Here is a 13,221-nt window from a genome sequence, read left to right as displayed (position 1 = left end):
GACACATTGCACGGCGTTCCACTTGAGATGACCGAGGATGAAAAAGAACAATTTCGCATACAGGTTATTTCAAATCAGTATGCAGAACGGTTGCTAAGTGAAGCCGAAAAGACAGAAACGTATAGAGGTTTATCAAAAATTGATATTCTCCATACAGTTTCTATCCCTCAACTGGCTAGAACAATCCCACTTAAAGGTTTGAATCTCAGTTTAGAAAAATACAGAATGCCGGATGGTGTAATAATAGAGGTTGAGAGTTCGTCACATTATTTGGGGTCATTTAGTGAGAAAAATGATTCTTCCACAAATTGGATAGAAAAGATCATGGAGGGTGTCGGTATTCACTAGATGGATTCTCAAGAAGCATAAACAGCCCGCTATTTGCAGAGAATTCTGGAAAAAAATTGAAGAAAGCATCCTTCCGGCAACAGCATCCCGGACGTTTGTGAACTCTCACAACAGAGATCAAGAACCAATCCCTGCTTTGCGCTTACACCGTTTTGGTGACATTTTTTCTCCGTCTTGCTACAATATTGTGGATTTTTTTCTATTTGTGCTTTGCTATTATCAACATCTAAAATGAAAACCGTGATGGAGGTGATTCCAATGCAGATAATTTCCTTGAAAACAAGTTGAGCATGAGTTGAGGTACATTTATGAAATTTAGCGTACCGGAAATCTTGACAATTGTATCGACAGCAACAGTCATGGCGATTGCTTTTCTTGTGATTGCAAAGTACCTTATTCGATATGCTGTCACATTTTATGCAAAAATAAAAGGAGATGACTCAAAATGACCTTGAAGAAAAGATTGCTTGCGCTTTGTATGGCGGTGGTTATGGTCTTTTCGCTTTGTTCTATCTCTGCTTTTGCAGCGGCCCCAACGGATGACGAACAACCTGTTGTTATTGGAAGGTATGATGCACCTCTAAGCGAGTGCTTGGAACCTGGCATGGCTATGCAGGTAGGAATTGCTAACGTTCGGGTTAATTCCTACGCAACCTATGATAAGAATGATGGCGTACAGGTTCATGTTGAACTTTACGTTCCGTGGTACTCATCGCCAAAGCCGGAATTTACAGGTATGACAGGAAATGTCAAACTTACCATGAATGGCCAATCGACAAGTAAATACTTCTCTGAAGTCGCAACCGGGGACGAAACGATTAGTACAGATGTGGATACCGGTAGGAAAGCTAGTAGCGGAACAAGCGGTACAGTATTTGTTTCTGGAACTGCTGTAGCATTGAATGCTTTGGCAAACGGTGGCCAGTTCTCCATTTCCTACGACATCACGATTCCGTAATAAAAGCATTAGATAATGGGGATAAAAGCCACGATTCTTTAGAGCCGAAAGAAAAGAATCGTGGCTTTGTACGTTTGAATTATGGAGCAAGCCAAATGAATAAGAAATTGGAATTTTTTAGCAGTATGGCGGTTGCCTTTATAGTTTTGATATTGGTCTTTCTTTGCATTCGTTTTTCAGGTCAGGGAAAATTTGCTACACATGGAGGAACCAATCCGTCTGATGTAAAATGTATTTATACTTCAGTTTGGCCGGATAATGAATACACTAGGCTTATTTGTGAGCCGGAAAGTGGAACGATAGAATATATATTGGATGGTTCTAATGCTGGGTATTATGCAATCTTTTATAATAATATCTCTGAAGAAGAAATACAAAAATATATTGACCAATTGAAAACCTTAGGATACGCTGAAGAGGCATCGGCTTCAGAAAGCGTTTCGACAGGCGTTTTGCTAAGAAAAGATGAAACATGGATAAGCATTGCATACTCAGAGGGAGGATTTGGAATCCGGATTTCAGTAGAAAAATCCTGAATAAAAGAGATGCTGGGGAATTCCGGTTATCCCTATATTGGGGCGGCAGAAGAAAAAAATACTCTTTACAAATATTTGAAATCTATTTCTACAGATGAAGAATATGCTGAAATAGCATCAAGAATCCTAGACGAATGGCTGTCGGAAAGTGATGGCTCCTAATTTTATCAAAAAAGTGGTAATTCCAATGCAGAAAAAATAGAACACATATTTCGAAAATTGCTACCATTCACATTCTTAGAAATCAGTTTTCAAAAGCAAAAATCCGCCGAGGAATCCTCCCGAAAAAAACGGGAAGAATCCTCGGCGGATTTCGTTTATCGTGTTGGCTCTTTTTCGGCTGTGTCTTTTTCCTCTGCAAAAAACATCTCTACATTTTTCTGAGCTTTCATCAACTCCTGCATCTCATCTCGTGCCTTCCGGTAGTCTGGGTATGCTTCTTTCTTCTTTTTCAGAAGTTCAGCGTATTCGATGCTCAAGTCCTTGGCTTTTGGCAGCTTTTTCAATCCAGCTTCATCAAAAGCGGCTTTTGCAGCCTTGTGCAGCGTAATCTGCTCCCGGTGGGCTTCCAAAAATTTTTTATTGTACCCTGAGTTTCGGTAGGCATCGTAGACTGGTCGCGTCTTGGCATAGTTGATGATGTGTGCTTTCAGCACTGCAATTTCTGCCAACCGCTTCTCAGAGGCTTTAATGGAATCGCCCAGTTCGTGATAGTGAGCAGTAGCGGCATCCACACGCTCCTGCATTTCTTCGATGCTGCCGATTTTATTTTCCTGCAAAAAAATCAGGGTCTTGGACATCTCTTTCAAATTGTAGCGTTTCGCCCACTGTGCATAGCCCTCGCTTTTGCCCTCGGAGAGCTTTTCCTGAATGTCCACCAATAGGTGGAACGGCTGCTCTTTCGGTGGCTGCTTCTGATGCGGGCGGTGTTCGGCTTCTCCGGCAATGACCGCCTTGATTTCATCTTCGCTGTATCCTGCGCCCAGTGTCCGAAAACGGATAAAGCGTTTCTGCCGTGCGCCTTTGACCGAAGCATGCTTTCCTCGTTTGATTTCGTAGCCCTGCTGTTCCAGCTTTTGAAGGAAGCCCTCGAAACTTGCAGGTTTCTCGTTCAGCAGGATGTTGTCAATTACGGCACACAACTTATCTCGATTACTTTCTCTGGGTGGATAAAGAGTGCGCTTCTGTCGCTCTCGGTACGGCTTGATTTCAATGACAGACAGTTGATGTTCCAGACAAATCAAATCGCTCAACCGTTGTACAGCCAGCCCGGACAATAGAAAATCACGGAATTTCCGGGTGCTGTCTAGCGCAGTGGAGTTGTAAATAATATGATTGTGAATGTGTTCCCGGTCCGTGTGGGTTGCAACGATAAACGCATACTTGCCTTTGGTGAAACGCATTGCCAGCTCATAACCCACCTTGTTGGCTTCTTCGGCGGTGATCTCGCCGGGTTTGAACGACTGCCGGATCTGATAGGCAATCACGTCACTTTTTTGTCTGCGCCCAGTGACAAGTTCATACTGCCGTTTGGACAGCATAAATTCTTCATCCACCGTCAAAGGACTGCATTCGTAGCTGCTAATCAGTTCGCCATGCTCAGTCTTGTCGGGATTCTGTACATAGTCTGTACGGCTTTTCAGACAGACCGCAACCGACTTGCCTTTGTTTTTGTGCAGCGCGATCAGCCGTGTCGCAGCCATCCTAAATCACCCCCATAAAAGAAAAAGCCGCCCGAAGGCGGCAAAAGGTTGAAAATGCTCCTTACAGTTCGGCCAACCACTCACTGAACCGCCCGATGCCCTCGGTGATGGCAGTTGCGCCGAAAAAGAGGACAAAGCAGAGGAATTCGGCTACCAGCAAGATAAGGAACTGATTCCAAGTCTGACGGTAAGCAGTGTAGATGCCGCAGCCGAAGATGTAGAGCATCAGCGGAGCAACTACATAGCTGGACAGGGTTAGCAGCCACCTTGCCATCAGAGCTAGAAAGGCCACAAAGAGAGAAATCGGGAAAAGAACCATTTTCTTCAGCATAGACATCATATCAAGCACTTCCTTTCTGTTCGCCCTTATTATAAAGGTATCGACTACTACGTTGCAAGGATGTCAAGCATTATATGTACACCCGCAGTCCTCCAACTGCGGGAATTTTTATAGCTCTGCCAGCTTGGAAAGAATTTGCTTGCCAATGCCGATCAGCTCATCCAGCCGTTGCCGCAGGTCCTCCATGTCGGCGGCATAGACCCGACCATTTTCATTGGCGGCTTTGGCGTACTGGTTCAGATTGTTGCTGCACATCTGCAAGAGATATGCCATCCGCCGCAGTTGCGGCAGGTCAAAGTTCAAGCAGTAGCCATCCAGAGCCATTTTTCGGATATAGGCACTCAGGCTGCGGATGCCCATGCCCAACATCTTCTCATAAATGCGGTTCTTCTCCGACTTTGTGGTTCTCAGGATGATGATCTCGTTCCGCTTTTCCCTCACCGGGCATCACCATCCTTATCATAATAGCTGCGGAACGGCTTGACAGGCTCCGGCTGATTGGTCTTTTCCCCCAGTGCAGCCAGCACAGACGGACGAGTTGCAGGTGTTTCGGTTTCCTCGGTTTCTTCGGGAGCATCCTGCGAGGAACTGCGGTCACGGTCGATGTTCAGCAAGGCGTTCAATTCAGCAAGGCGGGCAGACTTTTCGGCCAGTTCTTCCTCCTGTGCAAAGGGCTTTGCCACTTCGACCTCTGCGGCCTGCTTCTGCTGTTCAAGGTTTTGCAGAGCATTTTCGGCATCTGCAATATGGTCAGCAAAATTGTCGATGGCATTGTCCAGACGAGTGATATTGCCGCGCGCATCATCGCCCAGCGACACCGGGTAACTCAGCTCTGCCCGGAGTACAGCCTGATGCTCATTCTTGAAGCTGTCGAATCGAATGTTCAGTTCAAAGCCACGGTAGGTGCCCAGCAGCATCATATCAGCATTGGGCATCTCCTGCCGAGCCAGTAGCAGCCGTTCGCCTGCAGCCTTTTTGTCATCGTACACCATGCCCTTGATGGTCATGCCGCAGAAGTTTTCTTTGTCCTGCGGGTGTGTTGCTGCAATCTGTGAATCCTGTTGTAAAGCAGCAATGCGGGTTTTCTGTTTCTGGATCTCCTCCGGGAAAGTTTTGAGCAGCTTATCCTCCAGACGATATTTCTGATTCTGGAAGTCTCCGCGCAGCACCTTCAATTTTGCTACCTGCACGTCCAAGTCCATCTTTTCCCGGATGCGAGGGTCGCCTGCACACAAAGCTTTGATTTCTGCGTAAGATAAAGCCTGTTCGTCAATATCATCGCAAGATCGCATAGGCGATTTGCTCGTCATGATCTGCGAGATAAACTTCTGTTTATTCTCAAGGGTCTGATAGAGGTAGGCGTCAAATGTCGATTCGGTAACGTAATTATAGACGTAAACCTGCTTGTTTTTATTGCCTTGGCGGATGATTCTGCCGTTGCGCTGGGTCATATCAGACGGACGCCAGCCTACATCCAGATGATGCACCGCTACGAGCAGCGTCTGGACGTTGGTGCCAGCTCCCATCTTTGCAGTGCTGCCCAGCAACACACGCACCTGTCCGCTGCGTACCTTGGAGAAAAGTTCTGCTTTCTTGTTCTCCGTATCTGCGTTGTGGATGAACTCGATCTCCTGTTCGGGCACACCGGCGTTGAGCAGCTTGGTGCGAATATCATCATAGACGTTGAACGAACCGTCCCCCTTGGGAGTAGACATATCGCAGAAAATCAACTGGGTCAGCTTCTGCTCCTTGGTGTCGTTCCAGATGCGCAGGACGTTGTTGACGCAGGCATTTAACTTGCTGTTGGGGTCATCGGGCAGAGCGGAATTCATCAACCGCTGATCAAGACCGATTTTGCGGCCATCCGACGTAATTTTCAACATATTATCCACAGAGGGGTCAACAGAACCGCTGTGGACTTCGGCTGCACGTTCGCTCAACGCCTGCACCATGTCCTGTTGGATTTCCGAAGGTTTGACCACCACCGTCTCAAATTTTGCATCAGGCACCGGGAGATGAAGCTGGTCGCTGGTCTTGATATCTGCTGCTTCTTTGAACATCGCCATCAGTTCAGGTAAGTTGAAGAACTTCGCAAAACGAGTGCGTGCACGGTATCCGGTGCCTTCGGGCGCAAGTTCAATGGCCGTGGTCGTCTCACCGAAGGTGGATGCCCACGCATCAAAATGGGTCAGCCCTTTCTGCTGTAAGGTGTTGTACTGAAGATAACGCATCAGGGTATACATCTCGGTCATGCTGTTGCTCAGGGGCGTACCTGTTGCAAAAATCACGCCACGTCCTCCGGTGATCTCGTCCAAATAGCGGCACTTGCCGAACATATCGCTGGATTTTTGCGCCTCGCTCGTGCTCAAACCTGCGACATTACGCATTTTCGTGTACAAGTAGAGGTTCTTAAACGCTTGGCTCTCATCCACAAACAACCTGTCTACGCCCAATTGTTCAAACGTAACCACATCATCTTTACGGTCTGTGCCTTGCAGCTTTTCCAATTTCTGTTTCAAAGACTTGCGCAGCTTTTCCAGCTGCTTTACCGTGAAATGCTCGCCAACCTGCGCTTTCGCTTCTTCGATGGCCTCCTCGATTTCATCCATCTGTTCCTGAATCAGACGCTCCTGTCGTTCTGCGGACAAGGGTATCTTTTCAAACTGGCTGTGTCCGATGATAACCGCATCATAATCACCGGTCGCAATTCTCGCACAGAATTTTTTTCGATTACTGGGTTCAAAATCTTTTTTGCTGGTGACCAGCAGCTTTGCATTGGGGTACAGGCGTAAAAATTCGCTGGCCCATTGTTCCGTCAAATGGTTTGGCACGACAAAAAGACTTTTCTGACACAAGCCCAGACGTTTCAGTTCCATAGCGGAAGCCGCCATCTCAAAGCTCTTGCCGGCACCGACTTCGTGCGCCAAAAGGGTGTTATACCCATACAGCACATGGGCAACCGCATTGCGCTGATGCTCTCGCAAATTGATCTCCGGGTTCATGCCCACAAAATGAATATGACTTCCGTCATACTCACGGGGTCGGGTGCTGTTAAACAGCTCATTGTACCTCTTCACCAGCAGAGTCCGCCGCTGCGGATCTTTCCAGACCCAGCCAGCGAAAGCATCCTTGATGGCCTGCTGTTTCTGCTGGGCGAGGGTGGTTTCGTTTTGATTCAGCACACGCTTTTCTTTCCCATCCTCCACGATGGTATCATAAACGCGGCTGTCACGCAAATTCAAGGTGTCTTCCAAAATCTTGTAAGCATTGGCCCTGCGGGTACCGTAGGTTTCGGTGGCCATAATGTCACCAAAGCCAGTAGCAGATTTATTGCTGATTCGCCATTCGGAAGTATAAGGGGAGTAGCGAACGGTGATGGCATTGTTGTAGCGGATACGATAGGGCGGCTGAAAAGTTTCCATCATAAACTGCTGCACGATGGAGGGCGCAAGCCAAGTGGCACCCAAACGCACATCAATTTCAGATGCCTCCAGATCTTTGGGCTGTGCCTTGGTCAGTGCGTCCACATTAACCTTGAACTCCGGGTGACTTTCCGCAGCAAGCTGTGCCATCCGCAACTTATCGCGTACATTACCCGAAAGGTATTCGTCCGTAGTCTGCCAGCCTGCTTCCGGGTCGTCAGCATCCACAGCAGGGTCTTTGAAAATCACGCCGGACAATTCGGTGGTGATGCGCTCATAGTTACCGGGAGTGCCCAGCAGTTCTGCCATATAAGGCAAATCGACCTTACCATGCTCACCAATAGATACTGCCAGTGCTTCGCTGGGGGTATCCACACTGGTGACAACACGCTCTGGCCGAATCGTCCGCTTGGTGAACATATCTGCCTTGGACTTGAGATTTTTATTCTCGTCCAGATTCTCCAGTGAGCAGAGCAGATAGTAGGAACTGTCATCATCGAACAGGCGGGCATTTTTCTTGTCGTTGATCAGCCCGTATTTTGCAGTAAAGGCATCGTAGGCGGCGTTCAATTTTGCTTGCGATGCCTTAATGTCCTCGTCCGGGAAGTCGTTCAACTGCTGCTGAATCAGTTCGTTGACGATCTGCCGCAACTCCACCATACCAGCTACACGGCCTTTGGCGTTGTCGGACAGTTCGATCTGCGTCATGATAGAGTTTTCTCGGTAGTAGATCTCGCCATCAACAACCGTATAGCTAAAATTCTTCACAGTCGGGTCTGCGGGCAGCGTTTTGCGCTGTGCTTCCGCATCTGCGACGTCCGGGGCAGCAATCTCCACCGCAGTGTAATTGCCCTCGATGTGCTGCACCGCCTCGGCAAGCTGGTCTGCAAGGCTGGTGCCCTCGATGGGTACAACGGTCAGGTCGTGACCATATTGGGTGCTTTCCAGTTCCAAATTTCCCAGCACCATTTCCGGGTGGCCTACAAAATAGCTGTTGAGAGTAAATCCATCCTCAGTCTGCCCTAACTGCACCCATGCAGGTTCGATGTCCGCAGGGCGGTCACGCTTTTGCAGGAAGATAATATCCGAAACGACCTCGGTGCCTGCATTAGCCTTGAACGCATTATTCGGCAGGCGGATAGCACCCAGCAAGTCGGCACGCTCTGCCATGTGCTTGCGGGCAGAAGAATCCTTGCTGTCCAGCGTGTAGCGGCTGGTAACAAAGGCCACGATGCCGCCCGGACGCACTTGGTCGATGGCTTTTGCAAAGAAATAATTGTGGATAGAAAATCCCAGCTTGTTGTACGCCTTGTCGTTGACTTTATAATTGCCAAATGGCACATTGCCAACGGCAAGGTCATAGAAATCGCGGCGGTCAGTGGTTTCAAATCCGGCAACTTTTATGCTAGCTTCCGGGTAGAGCTTTTGCGCAATGCGACCTGTAATGCTGTCCAGTTCTACACCGTACAGGCGGCTGTCTGCCATGCTGTCCGGCAACAGGCCAAAAAAATTACCAACGCCCATGGAGGGTTCCAATATATTGCCGCTGCGGAAGCCCATGCGCTCCGCAGCATCATAGATGGCACGAATAACCACCGGAGAGGTGTAGTGGGCGTTCAGGGTGCTGGAACGGGCGGCGGCGTATTCGTCCTCGGAGAGCAGCCCTTTCAGTTCGGCGTATTCCTTTGCCCAACTGTCTTTACCGGGGTCAAAGGCATCTGCCAGACCGCCCCAGCCCACATACTGCGAAAGCACCTGCTGCTCCTCGGCGGTGGCACCACGGTGCTCCTGCTCCAAAGTGCGCAAGGTCTGGATGGCTTCAATATTGCGGGCGAATTTCTGCTTGGGGCCTCCGACACCCAAATTATCATCCGTGATGTGAAAATTTCCTGCGGCTTCCGGCATCGGTTCAGCGTTCAGGGCTTCGTCTGCGGCAGCAGCATCCGGAAAGGTCTGCCACTCGCCATTGACCTCCACAGAGATAGGCAACTTGTCCAGTTCCTCATCAGGTGTAGGTTCATCCCGCCGCAGACCGTCCTCGAATTGCTGCTTGTTGAGTACCTCGTTATCCCACGACTGCCCATGCGCGCTGGTGTCGATGCGCACATCGGTTTCGCCAACATAGCCGATTTTGCCTTCGATGGTTCGGGTGGGAAGGTCAACAACAACTTCGTCACCGACCTTGTAATCAACAGCCTTTTCAGGAGAAACGTCAATAATTTCATCCTGCTGCTGTTCATACAGTTCCCGGATATTGGGCAACCGTTCAACCCGGAAGATGGGCTGTCCGCTGTTGGTCAAGTCCATGTCCTGCAAGCTGACGGATTTGAACATGAAGTTGACGTGATCCACACGGAAATCCCGGCCATCTAGCTTGATGATGATGCCGATCGGCAGATAATCTTCCTCTCGCAGATATTTTGTCTGATGGTGGGTACCATCTCCGCCCTGTCCGGCTAGATAGATGCTGTTGCCCTCGGCCCACAGCTTCTGCGATTTTGCTACCCACTCTCTGCGCAAAAAGCCGGTCACTTTGACTTTTCCCAGCGCATTTTCCTGTGACAGCAAATTAGAACGAAAAACTTCCTTTACAGTGATTGCATCTTTGTCATAGAACAGAAAATATCCGCCCAGTTCAAAGCCAATCAGGGTATTGGGGTACTGCTCTTTCAGAGCATTGTATTCGGCAGCGGCATCACCATCCAGCATTGGGAGCTGTCGTTCCGCTTCCTGCACGGCGGCACGATGCTCTTTTTCCTTATCGGTCAGGTAGCGGTCAGACTGAATCATCAGGTCGATGTATTTCTCGACCTGTGTCCAGCTTAACGTAACCTTTTGATGATCCGGGTAGTGGTCAAATTCAAGTCCTTTTCCATCATGATTTACAAAACCGCTGCTGCCATCCAGAAAATCCTGCGAATGTCCGCCGATGCCGTACTCTTTCGCCAATGCTTTAGCGCGGAGTTTGCGGTCGGGCTGTGTCTGGTACAGTTCGATGATCCGCTGCTTGCCATCCTGAAAACCGGAACCATGCTTGCGCAGTTCATTCTCAATTTCAGCCTGCGACAAAACAAAAGCGGAGGGCGATTTTTCGCTCTCCGCTCGGTTGATATGTTCAATTTGCTGGGCTTCGGTGGGGATGACGGCATCCAGAAAACTTAGCTGTAGATCAGTTCCGTCCGAATCACTTCCTCGACCTGCTCCTGTAGGCTGTTCATGTGCTGTACCCACGCCATCTGATTCTTCTCCTTGTCCGGGGCCGGGTTCTTCGCCAGCAGATCGGCCATCAGTTGCTTCTTCATCGCTGCTGCGGTCTGCTCCAGTTCGGTCAGGGTCGGGTACAGGCTCCCGTTCAGGAGCATCGTGTGGTACAGAACCGGGTGCTGCTGTTTCAGAAAGTTCAGGCGCATCCTGCCGTACTTGCCCAGCGGGTTCTTCGGCTGATGCAGGGTCAGGTTCGGGAGAAGATAATCCCCGGTCTGCGTGTAACTCAGATTGCTGCTCATATTCATGCTGGCTCCTTTCATTGTTTCGGCGGCGAATGGTTGTTTTTACGGTGCGTTCGATTTGGCGTAAGACTTCCCGGCTCATGTCGCTGACGGCTGCGCCGAGGGCGTAAACACTGTCTGGGGTTGAGAAATTGTAGATTGCCTGAAAATCGTCCTTGTCGAACCACCCGGCAGGCTCAAAGCCGCAGCGTTCCAGCAACGTGTAGGTGACGCTGATGGCGGCGGCGGACTTGAACTGCATCTCCACCCCGGCTTCATCATAATCCATCAGCAGCGAGCCGTCAACGATGGCACGGATGTCCTCGCCGTTGTTGTCCCAGTAATCCGCCACCAGTTTCCCGGCAACATCGGCAAGCTGCTGGCTGACACGCTCCCCGCTGATGCCGTAGGTCTTGCTCAACATTTCCGAAACCGGCTGTTTCAGGTCGTCATTGTACTGCCACATCTCCGGGTCACGGGAATTGCGGCGCACCCCGGTGTCGCTTACGTCAAAAACGTAGTGCAGTCGAGGGAATCCGCTGGATTCGTCCAGCAGAGCGATGCCCTTAGAGCCACGCCTGACATAGCGGTTCATCCGGTTGCGCCAAATGTCAAATTCGGCGCAGGCGGTGGCATCGGGCCGCTGAGCGTAGATCATCAACTGGTCTGCAAAGGGGTACTTGTACAACCGGGATGCAGTGGTCAGGTAGTCCGTCCAGCTTTCCCAGTACCGGGTCAAGCCGTTGGCCGTGCGCTGGGCAAGGGCAAGATATTCTTCGGTTTTGCTTGGCATAGCGTTCCTCCTTTTTCGGATTTTAGGGTATAAAAAGAGCGGGCAACCGTTTTGAGGGTCGCCCGCAGAAGGTGTGTAATAATTTGATAGTCCGTCAAACAGGAATTGATTTACTTTGTTTGTAAATCTTCCAGAAAGAAAATTCCCTCTGTTAGGTTGACAAACATTTCCTTGTCCTTGATTACATGAATTTTATTGTTCCACCAGACAGTAGTGTTATTAGCGGAGATTGTTTTGCTTGTTCCATCCTTGAGAAAATAAGTAATTGTAATAGCGGGTTCTTCTTCGCTATTCACTTCCCCAAATAAATCATATTTCAGAAATCCCGTTAGCTTTAAGGCTAACTCAATGTCCTCACTGCTCGAAATTTCTTTAACATCATCCGTGACACTCGGATACGTGATATTTACAGACTGAATATCATTTATGCGGGGCAATCCCCAAAGATACATACCATTAGTAAATATGTTGATCCCAACAATCAAAACAGTCATAACTATCACTTCTATCAAAAATCGAATAAGACCTTTGAAAATCTTGTTCACCAACTTATCCTCCAATCTCAATTTCTCCTACTCCCTCGATTCCGATTTATTGAGTTGAGCATATCACATAAGCGAACACTCCAACCCTACAGCTCGGTTTCCACTGCAAGCTGCTCCTGCTTCTCTTTTTCGTCAGCGATTTGGACATCAACATCTTCGCGCATCTTTTTCAGAAGTGCGAGGACACGCTTGATCTGGCCCTTGGTGTTCTCTACACGGCTCTGTGCCTGATTGATGTAATCCAGAACTGCCCAGTCTGCAAAGAGACCGTCAAAGAAGAAATCTGCAAATTTCAGAAAGCTGTCCACCGTAACCTGAAGGTCTGCGGTGATCTCAACATCAGCAAGCTCAGTTTTGAACCGCCGCAGTTCCACTTGAAGCTGTTCGATTTGTTTCTGCGCATCGTCCAGTTCCTCATACTTGGCAAGATCGGCCATCAAACCGCCGCCCATTACGTCCCATGTACTCCAGCCCTCGGCATTGTGGAGGGTTTCGAGAACTTCGTTGACCGTATGCAAGGCAGTCTTTCCTGCGTTGATGGCTTCCAGCAGCTCCCGCTTTTGAACTTTCAGCGCGGCAATGCGGCTTTCGCTTTCCGCAATCTGCTGTGCGGCAGGGTCGGCAGAGACTTTGATGCTTTTGATTTTTTCGGAAAGAGCAGCTTGATACTGACTTTCGCAATCGGACAGCCGTGCCAGTCTATTTTGAATCTGCTTCAAGTCGGCATCAACGGAAGAAAGATCATGGAGAGCCGCATCGTACTTGACGCGGGCTGCATAGGCTTCCTGCCGTTCTTTGTCCAGCTTTTCATCCATTTTTCCAATCACTTGATAGAAAAATGCGGCAAGGCTGTGTCCCTCCAGACGGTCCACATCAGCCTGCTCTGCCAGCTTGGATTTTTCCAGCTTTTTCAGGCAATCAGCAAGCGTATCTCTCTGGGCGGTCAGTTCTTTCTGTTTTGCTTCGCAGCTTTTCTTTTCAGCGACCTGCTGCCAAAGCTCTTTCAACGTAGAATCACTCATATGGAATGTCCTTTCCCGGCATTACGTTTCTTCGTTCAGAAGCTGGTTCAAAAAATGCTGCCGATT

The 13,221-nt window shown here is 49.1% G+C and carries 10 protein-coding genes; 3 read left to right on the top strand and 7 right to left on the bottom strand.

Translation table 11 applies throughout. The annotated features are described in order from the left end of the window. From QZL71_RS12200 to QZL71_RS12190, 3 genes are all read left to right on the top strand, one after another. The coding region (locus QZL71_RS12200; protein WP_154274904.1) for a hypothetical protein at window positions 1-348 on the top strand (348 nt) is incomplete at its 5' end. 445 nt (window positions 349-793) lie between these two features. Then, the gene (locus QZL71_RS12195; RefSeq protein WP_117553858.1) at window positions 794-1,306 is read left to right on the top strand and encodes a hypothetical protein; all 513 of its coding nucleotides are present in this window, start codon (window positions 794-796) and stop codon (window positions 1,304-1,306) included. Window positions 1,307-1,401: 95 nt separating this feature from the next. Continuing rightward, window positions 1,402-1,842 (top strand): hypothetical protein, encoded by a 441-nt coding sequence (locus QZL71_RS12190; RefSeq protein ID WP_005929376.1) that lies wholly within the window; start codon window positions 1,402-1,404, stop codon window positions 1,840-1,842. Window positions 1,843-2,159: 317 nt separating this feature from the next. On the opposite strand, the gene QZL71_RS12185 is transcribed toward QZL71_RS12190, so the two are convergent. The 7 genes from QZL71_RS12185 to QZL71_RS12155 all read right to left on the bottom strand — a co-directional run bounded on the left by QZL71_RS12185 (window position 2,160) and on the right by QZL71_RS12155 (window position 13,155). Then, a complete protein-coding gene (locus QZL71_RS12185) occupies window positions 2,160-3,545 on the bottom strand; it encodes a relaxase/mobilization nuclease domain-containing protein (RefSeq protein ID WP_294648961.1) in 1,386 nt (461 codons plus the stop codon). 61 nt (window positions 3,546-3,606) lie between these two features. Beyond that, window positions 3,607-3,885 carry a hypothetical protein gene (locus tag QZL71_RS12180; protein ID WP_294648959.1) on the bottom strand — a complete coding sequence of 93 codons (279 nt, stop codon included), beginning with the start codon at window positions 3,883-3,885 and terminating at the stop codon, window positions 3,607-3,609. Window positions 3,886-3,993: 108 nt separating this feature from the next. Beyond that, window positions 3,994-4,326, bottom strand: a complete 333-nt coding sequence (locus QZL71_RS12175; RefSeq protein ID WP_294648957.1) for a plasmid mobilization protein — start codon at window positions 4,324-4,326, stop codon at window positions 3,994-3,996. Further along, window positions 4,323-10,097, bottom strand: a complete 5,775-nt coding sequence (locus QZL71_RS12170) for a DEAD/DEAH box helicase family protein (protein ID WP_294648963.1) — start codon at window positions 10,095-10,097, stop codon at window positions 4,323-4,325. The genes QZL71_RS12175 and QZL71_RS12170 overlap by 4 nt, the downstream gene beginning before the upstream one ends. A gap of 368 nt (window positions 10,098-10,465) precedes the next feature. After that, window positions 10,466-10,819: a TnpV protein gene (locus tag QZL71_RS12165; protein ID WP_097839620.1), complete on the bottom strand. Its 354-nt coding sequence runs from the start codon at window positions 10,817-10,819 to the stop codon at window positions 10,466-10,468. A gap of 879 nt (window positions 10,820-11,698) precedes the next feature. After that, on the bottom strand, window positions 11,699-12,148 hold the full coding sequence (locus QZL71_RS12160; RefSeq protein WP_055190176.1) for a hypothetical protein: 450 nt from the start codon (window positions 12,146-12,148) through the stop codon (window positions 11,699-11,701). A 71-nt stretch (window positions 12,149-12,219) separates the two neighbouring features. Continuing rightward, a complete protein-coding gene (locus tag QZL71_RS12155; RefSeq protein ID WP_294648955.1) occupies window positions 12,220-13,155 on the bottom strand; it encodes a hypothetical protein in 936 nt (311 codons plus the stop codon). Window positions 13,156-13,221: the final 66 nt, after the last annotated feature.

Origin of the sequence: uncultured Faecalibacterium sp. (genome assembly GCF_900066275.1) — a bacterium.
GTDB classification, from domain to species: Bacteria; Bacillota; Clostridia; order Oscillospirales; family Ruminococcaceae; genus Faecalibacterium; species Faecalibacterium taiwanense.
This window is presented reverse-complemented; position numbering and strand designations above follow the sequence as displayed.